At 71.1% G+C, this 19,812-nt stretch carries 13 protein-coding genes; 8 read left to right on the top strand and 5 right to left on the bottom strand.

The features are described from left to right. Positions 1–11 precede the first annotated feature (11 nt). The 6 genes from UA74_RS05930 to UA74_RS05965 all read left to right on the top strand — a co-directional run bounded on the left by UA74_RS05930 (position 12) and on the right by UA74_RS05965 (position 8,534). Positions 12–1,661, top strand: coding sequence for an FAD-dependent monooxygenase (locus tag UA74_RS05930; protein WP_157434012.1), 1,650 nt, complete (start codon positions 12–14; stop codon positions 1,659–1,661). A gap of 394 nt (positions 1,662–2,055) precedes the next feature. Then, complete coding sequence (locus tag UA74_RS05940; RefSeq protein ID WP_075739389.1) at positions 2,056–2,583, top strand: Rossmann-fold NAD(P)-binding domain-containing protein; 528 nt, start codon at positions 2,056–2,058, stop codon at positions 2,581–2,583. Between the two features lie 90 nt (positions 2,584–2,673). After that, positions 2,674–3,858 (top strand): cytochrome P450, encoded by a 1,185-nt coding sequence (locus tag UA74_RS05945; RefSeq protein ID WP_232237647.1) that lies wholly within the window; start codon positions 2,674–2,676, stop codon positions 3,856–3,858. Between the two features lie 299 nt (positions 3,859–4,157). Then, positions 4,158–4,751 (top strand): TetR/AcrR family transcriptional regulator, encoded by a 594-nt coding sequence (locus tag UA74_RS05950; RefSeq protein ID WP_075739391.1) that lies wholly within the window; start codon positions 4,158–4,160, stop codon positions 4,749–4,751. Between the two features lie 671 nt (positions 4,752–5,422). Beyond that, positions 5,423–5,704 (top strand): metal-sensitive transcriptional regulator, encoded by a 282-nt coding sequence (locus tag UA74_RS05955; protein WP_075743462.1) that lies wholly within the window; start codon positions 5,423–5,425, stop codon positions 5,702–5,704. A gap of 658 nt (positions 5,705–6,362) precedes the next feature. Next, positions 6,363–8,534 carry a heavy metal translocating P-type ATPase gene (locus tag UA74_RS05965; RefSeq protein ID WP_232237648.1) on the top strand — a complete coding sequence of 724 codons (2,172 nt, stop codon included), beginning with the start codon at positions 6,363–6,365 and terminating at the stop codon, positions 8,532–8,534. A 210-nt stretch (positions 8,535–8,744) separates the two neighbouring features. Here the strand turns inward: UA74_RS05965 and UA74_RS05970 are convergent, their stop codons facing one another. Further along, positions 8,745–9,407, bottom strand: a complete 663-nt coding sequence (locus UA74_RS05970) for a hypothetical protein (protein WP_075739394.1) — start codon at positions 9,405–9,407, stop codon at positions 8,745–8,747. A 151-nt stretch (positions 9,408–9,558) separates the two neighbouring features. On the opposite strand from UA74_RS05970, the gene UA74_RS05975 reads away from it, so the two are divergent. Then, positions 9,559–9,747, top strand: a complete 189-nt coding sequence (locus UA74_RS05975) for a hypothetical protein (protein WP_075739395.1) — start codon at positions 9,559–9,561, stop codon at positions 9,745–9,747. A gap of 114 nt (positions 9,748–9,861) precedes the next feature. On the opposite strand, the gene UA74_RS05980 is transcribed toward UA74_RS05975, so the two are convergent. The 3 genes from UA74_RS05980 to UA74_RS05990 form a co-directional block, all read right to left on the bottom strand. Beyond that, the gene (locus tag UA74_RS05980) at positions 9,862–11,784 is read right to left on the bottom strand and encodes a M48 family metallopeptidase (protein WP_075739396.1); all 1,923 of its coding nucleotides are present in this window, start codon (positions 11,782–11,784) and stop codon (positions 9,862–9,864) included. Between the two features lie 411 nt (positions 11,785–12,195). Next, positions 12,196–12,780, bottom strand: a complete 585-nt coding sequence (locus UA74_RS05985) for a sugar O-acetyltransferase (protein WP_075739397.1) — start codon at positions 12,778–12,780, stop codon at positions 12,196–12,198. 182 nt (positions 12,781–12,962) lie between these two features. Continuing rightward, complete coding sequence (locus UA74_RS05990; RefSeq protein WP_232237649.1) at positions 12,963–14,972, bottom strand: LamG-like jellyroll fold domain-containing protein; 2,010 nt, start codon at positions 14,970–14,972, stop codon at positions 12,963–12,965. Between the two features lie 792 nt (positions 14,973–15,764). On the opposite strand from UA74_RS05990, the gene UA74_RS06000 reads away from it, so the two are divergent. Beyond that, on the top strand, positions 15,765–17,186 hold the full coding sequence (locus tag UA74_RS06000) for an aminopeptidase P family protein (protein WP_075739399.1): 1,422 nt from the start codon (positions 15,765–15,767) through the stop codon (positions 17,184–17,186). A gap of 459 nt (positions 17,187–17,645) precedes the next feature. Here UA74_RS06000 and UA74_RS06010 read toward each other — a convergent pair whose 3' ends face one another. After that, positions 17,646–19,433: a tachylectin-related carbohydrate-binding protein gene (locus tag UA74_RS06010; RefSeq protein ID WP_075739401.1), complete on the bottom strand. Its 1,788-nt coding sequence runs from the start codon at positions 19,431–19,433 to the stop codon at positions 17,646–17,648. Between the last annotated feature and the right edge of the window lie 379 nt (positions 19,434–19,812).

The following is a 19,812-nucleotide window of genomic DNA, read 5'->3' on the forward strand; positions in this document are numbered from 1 at the left end:
GAGGCATCCCGATGACCATCAATGCGACTGCCCGCGACGAGACCGAGCCAGACGAGCTGACCGCACGCGACTCGCTGTCGGACGTTTTGATCGTCGGCGCCGGGCCCAACGGTCTGCTGCTCGCCTGCGAGCTGGCGCAGGCGGGCGTGCGCCCGATCGTGGTGGAGCGCCTGACCGAGCCGTCGAGCAGGCCGAAGGCCAACGGCCTCATCGGCCGGGTCGTGCAGGCGCTGGACTATCGAGGCCTTGCCGGGCGGTTCAGCGGCCACGACCGATCGCCGTTCCGGCTGCCCGGCTTCCAGTTCGGCGCCATGCCGTTAGATCTGTCCACGATGGATGACCACGACCTCTTCGCCCTGCCGATTCCGCAGCGTCGGATGGAGGAGGTGTTGACCGAGCGCGCGGGGGAGCTGGGCGTGGAGATCCGGCGCGGTCATGAGCTGATCGCTCTGCGCCAGGACGCCGAGCGCGTGATCGCCGAGATCGACGGGCCCGACGGCCGCCACGAGATCGCCGCGCGATTCCTGGTCGGCGCCGACGGCGGACGCAGCGCCGTCCGCAGACTGAGCGGCATCGACTTCCCCGGCATCACCGACAGCGGCTTCGTCCAGCGCAGCGGGCAGGTCGTCATCGCCCCGCCGGTCGCCGTCCCCGAGTCGGGTGAGCTGGAGATCGCCGGAGTGGGCAGGCTGCAGCCCAGGACCTTCACCCGCACCGAGACCGGGATGTTCGCCTACGGCATGTTCCAGCCGGGGCTGTACCGCGTCACCGTATACGAGTCGGCCGCCAGGCCGGTGCCGGCCGGCACCGTCATGCCGATCGAGGAGCTGCGGGACGCGGCGCGGCGCGTGCTCGGCGGCGACGTTCCCATGAGCGAGCCCGCCGACGGAGTGCCGTCGATCCTGGAACGGTCGACCAGCGCGAACTCCCGGCAGGCCGAGCACTACCGGCAGGGTCGGGTGTTCCTGGTGGGCGATGCGGCGCATGTGCACTCCTCCGTCGGCGGCCCAGGCCTGAACCTGGGGATGCAGGACGCGCTGAACCTCGGCTGGAAGCTGGCGGCCGAGATCGACGGCCGGGCCCCGGCCGGGCTGCTCGACACCTATGAGAGCGAACGCCATCCGGTGGGACGTCGGGTCGTCATGCACACGCGCGCCCAGACGGCGCTGCTCGCGGCGGGCCCGAACGTCACCGCGCTGCGGGAGCTGTTCGGGGAGCTGCTCGACGACGAGACGAACGTCCGGCGGATCGCCGATCTGATGGCAGGCGCCGACATTCGCTACGACACCCGCCTCGGCGACGGCTCGCACCCGCTGGTCGGGCGCTGGATGCCGGACCTCGTCCTGCGGCGCGGCGACACCGCGACGAGCGTTGCCGCGCTGCTGCGCGACGGCAGGCCGGTGCTGCTGGACCTCGCGGGGCACGCCGAGCTGCTCGAGGTCGCGGCGCAGTGGGCAGGCCGGGTGGAGGCGGTCAGCGCCGTCATCGGGTGCGGCGACCGCGATGCCGGGGACGCCCCCGAGGCGGCGGCGCCTGCCCGCGTGATCCTGATCCGGCCGGACGGGTATGTCGCCTGGGCGGCCGACTCGGCGGGGCCCGCGACGGCCGAGGACCTGCGCGACGCCCTCACCGGCTGGTGCGGCGTGCCGGAGCGGTGTTGAGCACGACCGGGATTCCCGGGCAGGTGCGCGCCTGCGGCGATGGGGTGTCGCCTCGATCCGAGTCCGAGTCCGAGTCCGAGTCCGAGTCCGAGTCCGCGCCACGCCTGCCGCCCCGCGCCGGTCTGGCGACGGGGCGTGAAACCGCAACCGGGAGAGACCGATCTCCCGTCGACTCCGGCGAGGGGCAGGCGGCCTTCGCCGGGCCGACGCGACGGCAGACGTCGGCGTCCCCGCCGATCGACACGAGCACCTCGGGGGTCGGCGGGGCGGCATCGAGGACGGCGCGTCCGTCGCTCGTCCCGCCGCGACGCGGTTCAGCCGGGCACGTCCATGCGCTGCGGCGTCGAGTCTTCCGTGGACACTGCTCCGTCCCTCCACCTTCGCGACCAATCTGTTGTACTCCGCTCCCGTGATCGCGGCGGGCGGGCCGATCCCCGACCCGGCGGCAGGCGCCCGCCAGGGCGTCATCGATCCCGTCGACGTGGCCGCCGTCGCGGCCGAGGTGCTCACGGGGGAGGGGCACGCCGGGCAGACCTACACCCTGACCGGTCCGCAGCTGCTGACTCTCGACGAACAGGCCGAGATCCTCAGCCGACTCCTGGACCGGCCGATCTCCACCGTCGACCTGCCGTTGGCGGCGGCACGCGAGCAGTTGTTCGCGGCGGGCCGCTCCACCGCCGCTGCGGACATCGCGATGACCGGCGTCGCCTGGGTGCGGACCGGGCACAACGCCGTCGTGACCGACGACGTCGAACGCCTGCTGGGGGCGTCCGCCGACCGACTTCGAGTCCTGGGCGCGGGCCCATCGGGCGGCTCTGCTCGCGGGCGCATGACGCCCGGCCGACGCCCGGATCGTCGTCATCGATCCACTGTGGACCCGTCCTGCACTGGTCGGCCCTCTCCTTCCCTTGCCGTCCGCTGAAGTGATAGTCGACTGTCGATTAACTGGTAACGTCGATGCGGAGATCACCAGGGCAGGGGAAGGGTAGGGGCGATGGCCGGAGCGCCGGAGATGCCACTGCACATGCGACGGGTGCAGTTCGACCCGGTCGAGGAGCTCGGCCGCTCGCGGGAGACCGAGGGCGTGCGACGCCTGGTGACGTCGTTTGCGCCGCCGCTGTATCTGGTGACCAGGTTCGAGGACGTGCGGGAGGCGCTCGCCGACACGACCCGGTTCAGCAACGCCCAGTTGCAGCCGCCGACTCCGTCCGACGGGCCCGGTTACAGCGAGGAGGAACTGGCGGCGCTGCGGGCGGGGAACCTGCTCGCCCTCGACCCGCCCGACCACAGTCGACTGCGGCGGATGCTCACCCCGGAGTTCACCATGCGCAGGATGCGCAGGCTGGAGCCTCGGGTCCTCGAGATCGTGGACGCGGCGCTGGACGACCTGGAACGGGCGGGCCGTCCTGCGGACGTGGTGGAGTACGTCGCCCTGCCGGTGCCCTCACTGGTCATCTGCGAGCTGCTGGGCGTGCCGTACTCCGATCGCGCGGAGTTCCAGCAGCGCAGCAGTCTCATGCTCGATCTGTCGGCCTCGATCGAGGAGCGCAAGACGGCGGAGCTGGAGACGCGGGAGTACCTCGGACACCTCGTCGAGGCCGCTCGGCGGGAGCCCGGCGAGGACCTGCTGGGCATGCTGGTGCGGGAACACGGTGCCGAGCTCACCTCGGCCGAGCTGACGGGCATCGCCACGATCCTGCTGGTCGCCGGGCACGAGACGACGGCGAACATGCTCGGGCTCGGCACGCTGGCGCTGCTGCGGAATCCGGCGCAGGCGGCCATGGTGCGCGACGATCCGGGGCAAGTGGACGCTGCGGTCGAGGAGTTGCTGCGCTGGCTGACGGTCGTGCATGCAGGCGCGCCGAGGACGACGACGACCGAGGTCACGATCGCAGGCCACACCATCCCGGCAGGCGAGCAGGTGGTCCTGGCGTTGTCGTCGGCCAATCGCGACCCGGCGCTCATCGACGACCCCGATCGGTTCGACATCACCAGAGGGGCGCCCGGCCACGTCGCCTTCGGCCACGGCCTGCATCACTGTCTCGGGGCGCCGCTCGCCCGGATGGAGCTGCGCATCGCCTTCCCCGCCCTGCTGCGACGGTTCCCCGACCTCGCGGTCGCGCTCCCCGCCGAGGAGATCGAGTTCCGGGCGTCCCATGCGGTCTACGGCGTGCGATCGCTGCCCGTCACCTGGTGAGCGCACGTCGGCGGGCCGTGGTGCGGACGCGGGGCACCGCGCAGGCGTGACCCCGTCGGCCGGTCCTCGGCGTCGGGACGGCTGTGCCGACCACCGAGTCTCCATCGCTCACCCGACGCGGAGGGTCCTGCCTCGGCGAGGGACGCCGAGCCCCCGAGGTCGCCGGCGGTGCACACCGCACCGCCCCGGGCGCGGGCCGTGGCGGGCGGCCGCTCGGGGCGAATCGGGGCGGCTGCTCTCGCGCCGTCCCAGGGATTCGGTGGTCCGCCCGGCGGGCGTCGAGCTGTTAACGTGCGCGGATGCCGGTGCCGCACGAGCAGGTACTCCGGGCCGATGCGGCACGGAACTATGAACGCATCGTCGTGGCGGCGGGTCGGGCCTTCGAGGAGGCCGGGCCCGCCGTGACGCTGGAGGAGGTCGCGCGCCGCGCGGGTGTGGGCGTGGCGACGGTCTACCGCCGCTTCCGCAGTCGCGATCAGCTGGTGCGTGCCGTCTTCACCCACCTCCTCACGGAGGTCGAGCCCGCCGCAGTGGAGACCGACGACCCGTGGCAGGACCTGGTGGGCTTCCTCCACGCCACCGTCGACGTGCTGGCGGGGCGCGAGGTGATCCTCGCGCTGGCTCGCGAGGCCGACTCGATCGACGTGCGGGTGTTCGACCGCTGTGTCCGGTTGATCAGCAGGCTCGTGCAGCGTGCCGTGGCGGCCGGGCTCGTCCGGCCGGAGCTGGAGGCCAGAGACGTGGCCGCCGTCATCGTCATGATTCTCGCCGTGGTGCACCCCGACGACGTGGACGGCGCCGATCGCAGGCGCTACCTGACCCTGCTCACCGACGGTCTGCGTCCCGCGCCCACCACCCTGCCGCCTGCCTCGACCACGCGGACCTGGGACTGAGCAGGTCCGGTATGGGCCTCGCCTCCCGCGCCGAGAGGCGAGGTGGTCCGCGACGTGGAACGGACTCGGCGGCCTGCCTGTCGAGGCAGCAGCTCCGCCGGTGGGTCGGGGCCGCCTCCGGAACCTGCGTGACGGCAGCGTCCCGGCGCGCAACCGCGCGCGATCGCCGCCCGTGCCGTGGACGAGGACAGCCGTCGTCGCTCCTGCCTGCCCCGTGATCGGGGCGGCAGACCGACGACAACCAACCGACGACAACCAGCTGTTCCGACATGCCTGCGCCACGATCGCCTGAGCGAGCGCGGCGGGAACCGGTTCGCGGTCCGGTGCCGTCGGCAGGCCCTTCGCGGGCGGATGCGCCTTCCTGACCGAGGCACCCGGGCGGACCGCTGCGGACAGTGGTCGACCGGTCGCAGCAGGTCGACGGTCCGGCCTCGTCCTCGTCGCCGTCCGCAGCCTGCGGTACCCCGGAGCGGTATTCCCCGTCGCAGGGCCGAGGCTCTCCTGCCCCGTCGGCCACGAAGGCGGTCCCAGCCTGTGCGCCGCCGGGAACGCCGTCCGATGCGGTACCCCCCTTGGGTACATCGTCGCTGGTGACGGGGGTGGAAGTCGCGGCCTCAAAGTACCGGTACGGGGTATCCTCGGATCGAGGTGCCCCGAACGAGGAGATGGACATGCGTGGATACACCGAAGGTAAGGACGGCTACCTCAAGCGACTGCGTCGGATCGAGGGTCAGATTCGCGGGCTACAGCGAATGGTGGAGGCCGACGAGTACTGCATCGACGTGCTCACCCAGATCTCCGCCGCCACCAAGGCGCTTCAATCGGTGTCCATCGGCCTGATCGACGAGCATCTCAAGCACTGCGTCGCCGAGGCGATTGCCGAGGGCGGCGACACGGCCACCGAGAAGGTCCGTGAGGCCAGCGAGGCCGTTGCCCGGCTGGTGCGTTCCTGACTCTTCTTCCTGGTCGAATCCGCAGGTCACCGGCGTATCGGGGCTCGCCGGTCCCTGCCCGTGATCGAACGGGTCTCATCCGCGATCGGCCGCGTCCGGAGTGAGGTCCGCGCCTGCCGCAGGCGTGCCGTTCCTCGCACAGGCGCGCTCGGCACCGGCCTGCCGGTCGATTCGCCGCGAAGTGGCGGGTACCGCGATGACGCCGAATCCCGCCACCGGGTGCTCTCGTTCCCGGCCCGGTTCGGCGGCCGCTGCTCGGTCGTCGAGCGGCGCCGGGTCGGCCTGCGTGAGCGGCGTCCGACCTGCCCGCACGAGACTGCCGATCTGACGTGACCGTGCTCCTGTGTTCGCGCCGCTGAGCACTCCGGCCCGGTGTCGCTGCTCGGGCCTGCGCCGTGCCGCGCCGACGCGGCGGACCGGGACGCAGAGTCGGTGCCCGGATCGTCGTCCGGCGGCGCGACGAAGACGATCTCGGGCTGCGCGAATCGCCCCAGGCCGTCAGGCTGACCGTGATGACGGGTGTGATTCGTCCCCGGTCGCCTGGCTGCCGTGTCTGCGCCAGGCGGCCGGGCGGTGCCGCCAGAGTGAGAGATCCGCGTCAGGCGTAAGCCCAACATACCCCTAGGGGGTATGTTGGTCTGGGGCGAGGGAGGCAGTGATGAGCGAGCGTCACCAGAGCGATCGACGTCCGGCAGCGCGCGACGACGTGAGCGAGCACCGGGGCGGCGCGGCGAGCCGACGAGTAGGCGATGCGGAACCTGACGACGGCGGGATGCGCGGCGTCGCCACGGACCATCGCGCCGCTGACGGCCACCACGGCTCGGGTCAGCACGGCTCCGATCACGGCGGCTCCGGCCACGGCGACCACGCCGCCGCCTTCCGCGACCGGTTCTGGCTGAGTCTGGTCCTCTCGGTGCCGGTGGTCTTCGCCAGCCACCTGGTGGCCGAGCTGCTGGGTTATGAGGTCGCGCCGGGCGCGACCTGGATGCCGCCGGTGCTCGGCACGCTCGTCTTCGTCTATGGAGGCAGCCCGTTCCTGACCGGCGCCGTCACCGAGCTGCGGGCTCGGCAGCCGGGGATGATGACGCTCGTCGCCCTGGCGATCTCCGTCGCCTTCGTGGCCAGCGGGCTGACCACCCTGGGCATCGGCGGTCTCGACCTGGACTTCTGGTGGGAGCTGGTCCTGCTGGTGGTGATCATGCTGCTCGGACACTGGCTGGAGATGCGGGCGCTGGGCCAGGCCACCGGGGCGCTGGGAGCCCTCGCGGAACTCCTCCCCGACAGCGCGGAGCGCATCGAGGCAGACGGCACGATGCACCCCGTCGCGCTGACCGACCTGGCCGTCGGAGATCTGGTGCTGGTGCGCTCCGGCGGCCGGGTACCCGCCGACGGCGTGGTGATCGACGGCGCCGCCGACGTCGACGAGTCGATGATCACCGGCGAGTCCGCGACCGTGCGTCGGGCGGCCGGGGAGCGGGTGGTCGCGGGCACGGTGGCGACGGACTCCGCCCTGCGCGTCCGGGTCTCCGCCGTCGGCGAGGACACGGCGTTGGCGGGCATCGCGCGGCTGGTCGAACAGGCGCAGTCCTCGCGGTCCCGCGCGCAGGCGCTGGCCGATCGCGCCGCGGCGGCGTTGTTCTGGTTCGCGCTCGGCGCGGGCATCCTCACCTTCGTGGTGTGGTCGCTGATCGGCGAGGCGACCACGGCCGTGGAGCGCACCGTCACGGTCCTGGTCATCGCCTGCCCGCATGCCCTCGGCCTGGCCATTCCGCTGGTGATCGCGATCTCCACGGCGATGTCGGCCAAGGCGGGCATCCTGGTCAAGGACCGACTGGCGCTGGAGCGGATGCGGACCGTGGACGCGGTGCTGTTCGACAAGACGGGCACCCTGACCAAGGGGAGTCCCGCCGTCACGGAGGTCGTCCCGGTCGCGGGCGTCTCGCGGGCGGAGCTGCTCGCCCTGGCTGCGTCGGCGGAGCTGGACTCCGAGCATCCCCTGGCCAGGGCCGTCGTCGCGGCGGCTCGTGAGTCGGGCGAGGTGCCCGCCGCGCAGGACTTCCGCTCGCTCACCGGCCGAGGTGTGCAGGCCGTGGTGGACGGCGCGACCATCGCCGTCGGCGGCCCGGCCCTGCTGCGGGAACACGACATCGAGCCGCCCCCCGACCTGACTGCGGCGACCGACGAGTGGACCGGGCGCGGCGCAGGCGTCCTGCACGTGCTCCGAGACGGTGTGGTGATCGGTGCGGTGGCGCTGGCCGACGAGATCCGACCCGAGTCACGGGAGGCCGTCGCGGCCCTGCATGCCGAGGGCGTCCGGGTCGTGATGATCACCGGGGACACACGCGGCGTCGCGGAGGCGGTCGCGGGCGAACTGGGCGTCGACGAGGTGTTCGCCGAGGTGCTGCCCGCCGACAAGGACGGCGCCGTCGTGGAGTTGCAGCAACGCGGGCATCGGGTGGCGATGGTCGGCGACGGTGTCAACGACGCGCCCGCACTGGCCAGGGCCGATGTCGGCATCGCCATCGGGGCGGGCACGGACGTGGCCGTCGAGTCGGCCGGGGTGGTGCTCGCCTCCGACGATCCGCGTGCGGTGCTCGCCGTGCGCAGACTGTCCATGGCGAGCTACCGCAAGATGTGGCAGAACCTCGCCTGGGCCACCGCGTACAACCTGATCACGGTGCCGCTGGCCGCGGGCGTCCTCGCGGGCGTCGGCTTCGTGCTGCCACCCGCCCTCGGTGCGGTGGCGATGAGCCTGTCGACGATCGTGGTGGCGTTGAACGCCCAGCTCCTGCGGCGGGTCCGGTTGACGGAGGCGGCGGCCGGACGGTAGCCGCGCCGAGGGCAGGGCATCAGCGTGTCGAGGCCTGGCGGAAGCAGATCGCGGCGCAGATCCAAGGCTGCCAGCTCGAGCACCTCGCCGCGCGCGGGGATCGACGTCGGGTGGATCGAGGCTTCACGTTGTTCGTGGCGCACCTCGTCGGCTCCGCCGCTCCTGGCGTACCGGCGAGGCCGACACCCGGCCTGGCTGACTTCGGTGTCCTCACCCGGTCGAGCCGGACGGCTCCCACTCCGCGCAGTACTCGACGTGGATCTCGCGGCCGTCGGCCAGCGTGCCGTCCGTCGAGTGGAACGCGGTGCGCAGGCCTGGCCGCCCTGGATGCGTCGAGGCGTGGCGCGGCCCGTGTTCGGCGACATCGAGAAAGCGTCCGGCGGTCTCCCGGAACACCGGTGCGCTTCCGATGAGGAACAACGTCTCGGCATGAATCCGTTGGCGGAACCGGTCCCGGTTCTCCCGATGGTGCCGCGCCGCATGATCGACCGCGACCTCGCCGAGCCGCGCTGCCTCCGGCAGGCTCGCGGTCTGCGGCAGGCCGGTGTCGAGCTTCGCCCGCACCCGCCGCCAACGGGACGGCCGGAACTGTCGCGAGTGATGCAGCAGCACCAGATCGAGCCGTCTGCCCGGCTCGCCGTGCGCCGCAGGCCGGGGACCACCCCGGAGCGGCAGGTGGATCAGCGAGCGGGCCGAGCGCGCGGCGAGCAGCCACAGCCCGCCGAGCAGTCGGGCGCCCGCCTGATCGAGGTAGACGTGCAGATGTCGGTCGTGATCGACGAGCACGGTGCGGGTCGGCGGCGACGCGGGCCGGATGACGCGGATCTCCTCCGGTCCCGACCGGGCCCGGTGCACCCTGATCGGCAGCCTCATCGGCGTGCGGAGACGACGTCGACGCCGGTCATGGGCCGCGCGACCTCCTGGGGTCTCGAGTCTCGGGCTACGAAAGAGACGTCGCCGAGCGACCTCGGGTTCCGTCGCGCCGCCCGATGACTGTTTCCTCTGCCCGGACGGCGGCACCCCGATGTCCGCCGACCTCGTCGAAGGGGAGGAGTACGTCCTCCTGCTGACGGCTTTCGAGGACGGACGCCACGTCCTGGTCGACACCACCCAGGGCTACTACGAGGTCGAAGGCTCCAGCGCGGTGGCCCGGGAGGGCGACGAGGTCGCGCTGTCGGCCGAGTCCCTCGCCGCACTCGACCTCACCGGCTGAGGGCCCCGGACCGAGCTCGCCGCCTGCGGCAGCCGACCCGCTCATCCGAGCGGACCCTGGCCAGCGTCCGAGCCCGCTTCGAGTCACGCGCAGGCGGCGAGCCGGGATTCGTTCTCAGCGCCCGGCAGGCTCCTGGGTGTGCTGCGGAAGCGACTCTACGAACTCCGTGAGCACCTCGTACACCTCGTCGACGTCGGTGCGCACGGTGACGGAGGTGCCGTCGGTGAGCTGTATTACGAACTTGCCGCCGCCGGTCATGAGCGACTTCCGTTCGCCCCCGAGGATGTCCTGCGTCCGGAGCCACCGCGCGTCCGGCCTGGCGAACAACGCCTCCGGGCCGTTCGCCAGCAGATCGTTGAGTCGCTTGCGCCCCGCCTGCCCCGCCTGTCCCATGGCTCCGGCGAGACTCTGACTGGCCAACCCGCCTGCCTTCAACGGGATCAGCAGCAGGCCGGCGTCGGTCACGAAGCCGTCCCACATCTTCTTGAACGCCATGATCGCGGGTGCCACGGCCGTCAACCGAGGCACGCCTGCCTGCGCCTGTCGGGCGGGGTCCGGCGGTGCGGGCCTGCGCACGAAGTCCAGCGGAACGCCCAGCTGGTTCAGCTTCGCGACGAGCTGCCCGACCAGTGCGGGGTTGGCGACGGCCGGACCGATGAGATCGTCCGGCGACAGCTCGCCCGCCGGGCCGATGACCCGCCACGGACCGCCCCAGTTCAACTCGTGTCGGGCCCGGCCCTGACTGACCAGCGCCGCCACGACGACGTCACCGAGCAGCTCCGTCATCGCGCTGCGCATGGCATCGGCGGCCTCATGAGGATCGACGCCGTCCCGCAGCAGCGGCCCGAGCAGGCGAGGCGTCTCGCCGCGTCCCACCGCCTGCAGAATCTCGCCGAGGGTGCCGCTGGGCGCTGCGCCGGATTCGTGGGCCGCCCGCGCGAGCGTCTCGGCGCCCTTGAACGCCGACTCGGCCGCACCGACCCGGACGATGTCCGCCCAGCTCGCGCGCGGGCCGATCTCCCCGTTGATGTACAGCGCTCCCTCGGCGGCGGGCAGCACCTGCGCCGGGTTCAGCACGATCGCCCATGCCGGACGCGCGTCGGGCGGCGCCGGATTGTCCGGCAGCGCCTGGATCGCGGCGATCCGGCGGCGGATCGTCGGGTGACTGTCGAACACGGAACTCGGCTCGGTGTCCAGAACCTGCGGCTCGACCTCGGCCATGATCCGCTGCTGCTCGGGATGATCCAGGAAGGTGCGGAAGCCGAGCAGGATGTCGGGAGTGCGCTTCGAGAGGACGGGCAGGTGGAGGAATCGCTCGCCGAAGGCGTTCCAGAACAGGCTCATCGTCGCGATCTTGCGCAGGGCGTCGATCGCCGTTCGCTGCCCCGCCGCCGCCACCGAGTAGGCGTCCGCCTGGAGTTCCTGAGTGCGTCGAGCCGACTGCGAGATCACCCGGTACAGCCACGCGTACCCGTTGAGCACCCACCGGGCCGGTCCGGAGTCGAGACGAGACACCGTCCTGCTCAGCGTCTCGGCGCCCCGGTAGCTGATCGCGAGCATCCTGGTGTGGCCGCCGCCGTAATGGCCGAGTTCGTGGGCGAGCACCGACCGCAGCTCGGAGACGTTCAGCCCGGCCAGCAGCGGCAGCCCGATCATCATGTACCGCCTGCCGGCACGCAGACCGAGACCGCGCGCGTCCTCCTGCACGGCAGCGTTGATCTCCGGAACCAGGATGATCTCGTCCGGCGGGCGGGTCTGGGCGCGCGCGGCGAGTTCGTCGACCACCTGCCAGAGCGCGGGCTGCTCCTGACGGGTCATCCTCGGTCCGTCCGGCGGTGTGAGTCGCGTGCGTAGTGCCTGGACCAGGGCGAAGCCCAGCGCCACCATGAGCCCGAGGCTCACGATAGCCAGGTAGATCCCGCCGCGTCCGCCGACGACGATGCCCGCGACGACGCCGCCGACGCCGAGCGCGACGACGAAGACGGGGAACAACGCCAGTAACAGCACGGCGAGGAACGCGCGTACAGAGCCACGCATCTCGGCCTCCTAGGAGAAGGGAAGTGAATCGCGACAGTGCTCAACCGGGGCGGGTGCGTGCCGACGGGTGATGACCCGTGGCCGGGCACAGCCGATGTCGCGGTGGTGCGGGCGCCTACTGCCGTGGCGCCGCGTTGCGAGGGATTCTGCCCCGGACCGGGTTCTCGCGGGGCTGGTTCGCGGGAGAAACCCCCACCGTGATTCGAATGCGATGTCTCGGCCCGTGTCGGCCGGAGCCGTCATGACCGCCGCGCCGTGGTCTCGAGACCGATCACTCAGGCTGCTGCGACGGCCGGTCCTCGCTCCGGGGGCCGTGGCGTTGACGGGCGCTGCACCGCCGAGCAGCCCCGTACGTGCAGGCGAAGGCATCGCGGCGTCGGCGACGGGCGGGGAAGCCGCCGCAGAGTCCTCTCACACTGAGCGGATCACCTTCGCCGGGTTGCCGACCGCGACCACGTTCGGGGGCAGGTCCTTGGTGACGACCGCACCCGCGCCGACGACGGTGTTCTCCCCGATGGTCACACCCGCCAGCACGATGACGCCGCCGCCGAGCCACACGTTGTCGCCGATGGTGATCGGCTTGGCGGCCTCGATCTTCTGCCGTCGCGGCTCCGGGGCGACGGGGTGCGTCGGCGTGAGGAGCTGCACGTTCGGGCCGAGCTGCACGTCGTCGCCGATGGTGATCGTGGCGACGTCCAGGGCGACGAGCCCGAAGTTCGCGAAGCTGCGCGCCCCGATACGCAGGTTGAAGCCGTAGTCGCAGTACAGCGGCGCCCGGATGCCGGTGCCCTCGCCGATCGCGCCGAGCAGCTCGACGAGGATCTCCTGCCCGGCGCCCGGATCGTGCGGGCAGACCTCGCTGAAGCGAGCGACCAGGCTGATCGCCCGATCGCTCAATTCCGCCAGCTCGTCGTCGAAGACGTACGGATCACCCGCAGCCATGCGTTCGCGATTGGACCGGGTGTCCGCAACGCCCTGGGACTCCGCCTGCGTCATGTCCGTCAGCGTAGACATCGGCGGGGCCGACGTCGTCCCGAGAACGGGGGATGCCTGCCGTACCGTCAGTGACGGCCGATCCCGATGCCCGTGGGGCGATACCGCCGCCCGCAGCGGGCGCCGACGGCGGCGTCGCCCGCAGCGGCCCCCGAACCGTGCGGGCGACGCAGCGCCGATCGGCGTCACCGACCCTCTGCGGTGAGGAACTCCTTGCTGCGCAGGGCGCGGGAGGAGATGCGGACGTCGCCGATCCAGCCGTAGAAGCCGTGGCTGTACTGCTCGGCGAACTGGGTGCCGCCGATGGCGAACGGTCTGCCCAGCGTGGCGATGCCCTTCGACCGCTGGGTGGGGTTGCGGGCGATCCGCGACCCGTCCACGTACACCACGGTCTGTCGTCCGTCGTTGACGACGGCGATGTGCATCCACCGGCCCACCGGCAGGGCATGGCTCCACGAGGTCGGGTCGGCGTCCCGATCGGTCGGGTAGACGACGTACTGGAGGAACCGCTCACCGGACAGATTCAGGCTGCACGTTGGCTCGTCCTGTGACCAGCCACTGGTCTTGCCTGCGTCCCCGGCGCGACCCTCCCAGCTCAGCAGACCCATGAACGAGTGATCGCCCTCGAACGGATCGGGCAGCCTGGCGAAGAGTTCGATGGTGTAGCCGGATTCGAAGGTCATGCCGTTGATCGGCGCGTCCGCCACGGCCCGCAGCACCGCCCCGCGATCCGGGTTCTTCCCGCCGTCGAAGCGCAGACTCGCGTGGGCGGGCTGGTTCGGGTGGTGCTCGCCGGAGAAGGTCAGGACCTCGGCGGGGCCGTCGTGCAGTCGCGTCGCCACCAGGTCGTTTCCGTTGCCGGTGAGGTCGCGCGCCACCGTGTCACGGTCGACCGGCTCCCCGTCGGCCGCCGCGCCCGCGCCTGCCAGTCCAGGCTCGTCGAACCGCCAGTACGCGACGGTGCCTCTCGGCATCACCGCCTCCGCCGGACGCGACGCGGGCGGCGGAACCGGGGCGAAGCCCGCGAACCGCGCCTCGAAGTCGATCGACAGACTGAACCGGTCGACCTCGCCGGTCCGCTCGACCGTCTCGGCCTCCAGCGGGGTCCGCTCGTCCGCGTCGATCCCGAGCAGCCACGGCGAGAACGTCTCGACGTCGATCGTGTTGCGGACCAGGTCGAACGTGTAGAGCCGCAGCAGGCCGGCTCCGCCGTAGTAGACGTCCTGGTAGTTGGCGATGTGCACGTGCACGTCGTTGCCCGCGTCATTGCGCAGCACGGTGCGCCCCGACGGCCAGTAATGCCCGTTGAGGGTGAGGAACACCTGGTCGTGGTCCCGGATCAGTCCCTCCCACAGCCGCGTGCCGTGATCGGACAGGCGCGCGACGCCGTCCTCGCCCGCCGAGGCGAGGTCGTGGGTGGTGAGGATCGTGGGCAGCGTGGGGTGCTCGTCCAGCAGGGTGCGTGCCCAGGCCAGCCCCGCATCGGAGACTCGCCAGTCCAGCGCGAGGATCAGCCACTCCCGGTCACCGGCCCGCAGCACGTGGGCATGGTTGTAGCCGCCGGGGGAGGCACCGAGGAAGGTCGACGTCCGGCGGAGGCGATGCGGGCCGAACGCGTCGAGATACGGCGAATCGCCGCGCTGGTCGTCGGTGCTGCCGTCCACGTCGTGGTTTCCCGCCAGCACGCTGTAGGGCAGCTTACGGTCGAGCTCGCGGAACGCCCGGTCGGCCAGGTCGATCTCGTGCTCGCTGCCGTGCTCGGTGACGTCGCCGAGATGAGCGACGAAGACGATGTCGTCCTCGCGCCTGCGCTTCACCAGATGCCGGAAGGCCTCGCGCATCGGAGTCGGATCCGAGCTGTCTTCGTCGAAGAGGTACTGGGTGTCGGGCATGACGGCGATGCGGAAGCGTGGATTCTCGGAACCGCCTGCTCGGCTCGTGGTCACGTCTCGGTCAGGGCCGTCCTCGGCATGTGCGGCTGCGGGCTGCCAGGCGGTGGGAAGTCCCACGGCCGCACCCGCGACGGGGACGGCCACCGCAGCCTGGAGGAGGGCCCGCCTGCCGAGGCCGGGCTGCCGGTCAGGTGCACCGGTCGCGGCTGACTGCCTGCCGCCTGCGTCCTGGGCTGCGGGGGAGTTCGCGTCGGGGTTTGTGCGAGCAGAGTCGAGGCCTGCGGTGCTGTGCGGGTCGTTCACGTCCGTCTCCCAGGGTCGAGCGAGCGTCCCGCACACTGCCTCGCCCGAGTGACCCGCAGATGGCCGCAGGCCGAACAACGCCCGCCTGCCGCCGGAAGTGTCCATCCCCACCGTGCGGGCGACGGAGTTCGTGGATCACGATTCGAGCGCGGCGCAGGCCCAGCCCGTCGACCCTCTGCCGCGTCACCGATGCAGCGGCAGTCCCGTGAACGAGCTGTCCACCGCGTTGCGCCTGCCGTACCGGGGCAAGCACCACGAGGGTGAGCTCCTCCGTGGGCCCGCGCGGACTGCCGCCTGATCGTCCGCATCCGTTCGTGAGACGAACAGCCCTTCCGTGAACACCGCCACCACGAGGTCGCCGTCCACCGCCCTCGGACCCGGGCTCGCGGCAGGCCGTCGAGGACGGTGGCGTACGCAGCCTGCCCGCCGTGCTGCCCATCCGGCCGTGGTACCCGGGTCGGCGGCGGTCGCAGGTGCGGCCGAAGGGATTCCGGGATGAGTCGAGGACGGGCTGCCGGTCGGGGCCGCGATGCTCGCGCCGGCCGAGTCCGGAAGCTCGGTCCGCAACCACGCGCACCATGACTCCGGGAGTCTTGGGACTCGTCATCGACGGACGCCGGCCGGGCGTCTCATGGCTCCGCCGCTCCTCGTCGCCGGAGACAGGCCCGTCGCGTCGGTGCTCGATTCCCCACGCGAGACGCTTGTCGGCGCCGCGTCGGTCAGACTCGGGTGCGGCGACATCGCCGGGACGGGCTCGCGGGCGGCTGCGGACCCGCAGAATCCCGGTATCGCATGGCAGAAAGGTGGATCATGGCGCGCAAGCGGGTGCGACTCAGCGAGGCAGCGGGGTTCCTCGGCGACATCAAGAAGGGCTGGTCCGCCCAGCCCACCCGGCCCGACCTCCCTGCCGGGACGGCGGCGGCCTCGGCCGAGCATCGGCGCCGACTGGCCGAGGAGCTGCCCAGCAGGCGGCTGGCGCTGGCGGCGGGCCGGGCGCCGTTGCGGGCCAACGACACCTACCACGAGTTCCGCCCGGATAGTGACTTCGTCTGGCTGACCGGCTGCGACGCCGAGGGCGCGGTGCTGGTGATCACACCGACCGCGGGCGGACACGACGCGGTGCTGTACCTGAACGAGCCTGCCGGGCCCGAGGCGGCGGACTTCTTCGCTGACCCGCACCACGGTGCGCTGTGGAACGGCCCGCAGCCGGGTCTGGCCGAGTGGAGCGAGGCGCTGGGCCTGACCTGCCTGCCGCTGGACCGGCTGGCGAGCGCCCTGCGCGGCATGAGCCCGCCCACGCTGGTCGCCACGGGCGTCGATCCACTGCTCGACGCCCTCGCCGACGGGCGCGGCGGCGGCGAGCTGCGCCGGGCCTGTTCGGAGCTGCGTCGGATCAAGGACGACTGGGAGATCGAACAGCTTCGCGGGGCCGTGGACGCCACCATCGCCGCGTTCGGCGACGTGGCGGCGGAGCTGCCCAGGGCGATCGAAGGCGGCGGCGAACGCTGGCTGCAGGGCACCTTCGATCGCAGCGCCCGCAGCGCGGGCAACGGACCCGGCTACGCCACCATCGTCGCTGCAGGCCCGCACGCCCCGGTGCTGCACTGGGTCCGCTGCGACGGGGAGGTCCGGCCGGATCACCTGGTGCTGCTGGACGCGGGCGTGGAGGTGCGGTCCTGCTACACCGCCGACGTCACCAGGACCTTCCCGGCGGCGGGCCGCTTCACTGCTGCGCAGCGACAGGTGTACGACCTGGTCGTGGCCTCGCACCTCGCGGCGATCGAGGAGGTCCGACCCGGGCGGGACTACCTGGCCTTCCACGACACGGCGCTGCGGGTGCTCGCCGAGGGCCTGCACGACTGGGGACTGCTGTCGGTGTCCGTCGACGAGGCCCTGGACCCGGCCGGACAGCAGCATCGCCGCTTCATCGTCTGCGGGATCGGCCACTACCTGGGGATCGACGTTCACGACTCCCCGAACGCCCGGCCCTCGGCCTACCACGACGGCACGCTGGCGGAACGGATGGTGCTGACGGTCGAACCCGGCTTGTACTTCCACCCCGACGACACCGCAGTGCCGCCGGAGCTGCGCGGCATCGGCGTGCGGGTGGAGGACGACCTGCTGGTCACCGCCGACGCGCCCGACATCCTGTCGGCGGAGCTGCCGATCCGCTCCGCCGACGTCGAGCGATGGGTGTCGGACCACCAGGGTTGAGCGGGCGGGCTGCGGCGAGGCGGAGTTTCGGCGAGTCCTGCGCCCGGAGCTTGTCCTGCGGGTGGCGTGGCCGGTCGCGTTCTGGCGACATCGTCGCACCAGCCGAGCGGGGCAGCCGGGGACGTCGCCGCGCCGAGTTCTCGTTTCGGTACGGCCGAACGGTGGGCGTGCCGGGCGTCGCCTTGACGGCGGAGTGGATGTCCGACCTGACGTCGTGGTCACTCACGCCGTCAGCCTGCCCGGGAGGGTGCCGCTCACCCCGTCGGCGCCGACCACGCTGTTCGATGAACGACTGAAGGGCACCCCTCCCGACCAGGGAAGGGGTGCCCTCGGCGGCGCAGGTCGGCTGCCGTTGCCGAGAGATCAGCGGCCGCGCTGTTCTCCCCGATCACTCCCTGCCGACGCAGCCGCCGTCAGCGCAACCGTCGGGTGGTTCTTCGTCGGCTGAGACCGCCGTGTTCAGGGCCGGTGAACGGGCGTGCTGACGTAGTTCGGCACGCGGTCGTCGTCGGTCGCGGTCCGTGCCATCGCTGCGGCGGCCAAGGTATAGAAGGTGCCCGTCCGGTCGCGGAAGGAACCGACGAGCAGCCCGCCCGACATGGAGATCAGACTCGGATCTGTCGCGGACTCCACTGGGGACGTCTCCCACCAGGGGCGGAAATCGGTGCTGCCGGGCGCCACCTGTCCGGTGGCGTGGATGTAACCGTCGGTGCCGCGAGCCAGGAGCTCCAACGTTCCCCAGGGACTGATGGTCGCGGCGGGCGGCCCGGTGACGTGAATACCGGACAGAACCCTCCAGTCGCCTCCTGCCTCCCGCATGGACAACTGGCCGTCGTCCTCGACGGCGAAGACGGTGACGCTGCCGTCGGTCCTGGCGACCGCCGCAGGCGGGCTGCTGGTGGTCTTGCCCAGCGCGGTCCAGGTCGCGTTCTGCCACGTGTCGCCCCGCCTGCGATTCTCGACGAGTTCACCGGTGTCGGTGCGCACGACGAAGTGCAGATCCGCGCCGAGCTGGGTGATCGTCGGGGGCTCCGCAGCGAGTGCGGGCGTTACCGGAATCTCTCGCCAGCCGCTGAGATAGGTCAGGCCGGTCAGGGTCGAACTCCACAGCCTGCCGGTGTCGTCGACGGCGAAGGCAACGGGGTTGCCGTCCGAGTCGTGCGCGATCGTCGCGGCAGCTGGAGTGAGACCTCCCTCGGGTGCAGGCTCGGTCCAGCCCGCGCCCCTGCCGATCTCCGAAACGCTGCGGAAGCTGCTGTCGAGCTGCTGTCCCAGGATGAAGAGCCTGCTGTTGGCTCCCTTCTGCCCGATGGCCGGGACACCGTTGAAGGACGTATTCCCGAGGAACGACGTCCACCGTGCAGTGCCGCTCGTCGGGTCCGGCATGTCGCCATGATGCAGTCGCCGCTCGCGATCCACGAAAGAGAACTGGAGGTGACCGTCCGAGCTTTCGAAGAGGGTGCTGCGTGGTTGTTCGATCGGGGTCACCACAGGTCGGTTGACGCTGGGCGTCACCGACCATTCACAGGCGTTACTGGTGATGGCGGTGTCGAGATTGCTCGTCCACGCGATTCCGGTGTGGACGGTGCGATGGTCGATGGCGCCCCCTGAGTGCGGGAGGTATCGGCGCCACCGAAGATTTCCTGTGTTGACATCCGTTCCATAAAGGACGTCTCCGCCTGGGGAGACCACCCGCTGATACCGTTCCCAGCCGGGTCCCATGTATTGGCGTCGTTGCAACCAGCGTTGTGAGTCCGCGTCATAATGGTATCGGTAAAGATTTCCGACTTCGGTTCGAGCGTAGATCACTCCGTCGCCTGCGGCGGCGATCAGATCGAACTCGAGCCAGCCGGTGTCGATGATCTCCAGGCTGCGATTGAGATTCTCGTCCAGCGTCATCCGATGCAGTGTATTGTCGCTTCGGATGAAATAGAAGGCGCCCTGCGAGTCGACGGTGATCCTGTCCCGCCATTCTTCGCCGATGTAGCCGCCGAGATCGGTCTGGACGTCTCGCGAGTAGGCCTGGTCTTCCCCATAGCGCTCCCAGCCGTTGCCCAACCACTGGTAGACGCGGAGCAGGCCGTCGCCCTCGATCTCGAACATGCGGCCGTCCGGACCGGCCAGTGTGTTTCCCAGCCACTCGTTGCCGATGTGTCGAGCGGCGTCCCAGTCCTCCGCGCCTGCGATCGCGTCGCGATGGCCGTTGAGTCGAAGCTGCCCGGCTTGGTTGATGTCGAATACGGGCACGCTCGATGAACAGCGAAGTACGGGCTCGTCCTGCGCGACTGCCTGTTTGCCGGTGATTGGCACGCTGACGACAAGTAATGCTGCCGCAAGTCCAGTGCCGAGAAGTGCATTCTTTCTTGTCCTGGTTCTGGTCACCCTGTCGTATCCCCTTGGCTGCTGTGGCTGCATCGTCATGGCCATTGAGAATCCTGAGATTCGGTCTGTGTCAGACGCTACTACGGGGTCGCCGAACTCTGGTCGATGTTTTCTGTTCACACGATGGCTGGCGAAGTCGAAGAGTTATTTCCGGTATCAAATGCGCCACCATGCCGAAAGATCCAGCTTCCGTGACCTCGATCACGTAGGAAATGTCCCGGATGGGCCGAAAGAGTGATCGGTG

The organism is Actinoalloteichus fjordicus, from assembly GCF_001941625.1.
GTDB lineage: Bacteria > Actinomycetota > Actinomycetes > Mycobacteriales > Pseudonocardiaceae > Actinoalloteichus_A > Actinoalloteichus_A fjordicus.

What these genes read in the sequence shown, in the direction of transcription:
- UA74_RS05975 (WP_075739395.1), top strand. Translation starts at nt 9,559, where the DNA reads ATGTCCGCCGACCTCGTCGAAGGGGAGGAGTACGTCCTCCTGCTGACG.
- UA74_RS05945 (WP_232237647.1), top strand. Translation starts at nt 2,674, where the DNA reads ATGCCACTGCACATGCGACGGGTGCAGTTCGACCCGGTCGAGGAGCTC.
- UA74_RS05930 (WP_157434012.1), top strand. Translation starts at nt 12, where the DNA reads ATGACCATCAATGCGACTGCCCGCGACGAGACCGAGCCAGACGAGCTG.
- UA74_RS06000 (WP_075739399.1), top strand. Translation starts at nt 15,765, where the DNA reads ATGGCAGAAAGGTGGATCATGGCGCGCAAGCGGGTGCGACTCAGCGAG.
- UA74_RS05965 (WP_232237648.1), top strand. Translation starts at nt 6,363, where the DNA reads ATGAGCGAGCGTCACCAGAGCGATCGACGTCCGGCAGCGCGCGACGAC.
- UA74_RS05980 (WP_075739396.1), bottom strand. Translation starts at nt 11,784, where the DNA reads ATGCGTGGCTCTGTACGCGCGTTCCTCGCCGTGCTGTTACTGGCGTTG.
- UA74_RS05950 (WP_075739391.1), top strand. Translation starts at nt 4,158, where the DNA reads ATGCCGGTGCCGCACGAGCAGGTACTCCGGGCCGATGCGGCACGGAAC.
- UA74_RS05970 (WP_075739394.1), bottom strand. Translation starts at nt 9,407, where the DNA reads ATGAGGCTGCCGATCAGGGTGCACCGGGCCCGGTCGGGACCGGAGGAG.
- UA74_RS05955 (WP_075743462.1), top strand. Translation starts at nt 5,423, where the DNA reads ATGCGTGGATACACCGAAGGTAAGGACGGCTACCTCAAGCGACTGCGT.
- UA74_RS05985 (WP_075739397.1), bottom strand. Translation starts at nt 12,780, where the DNA reads ATGACGCAGGCGGAGTCCCAGGGCGTTGCGGACACCCGGTCCAATCGC.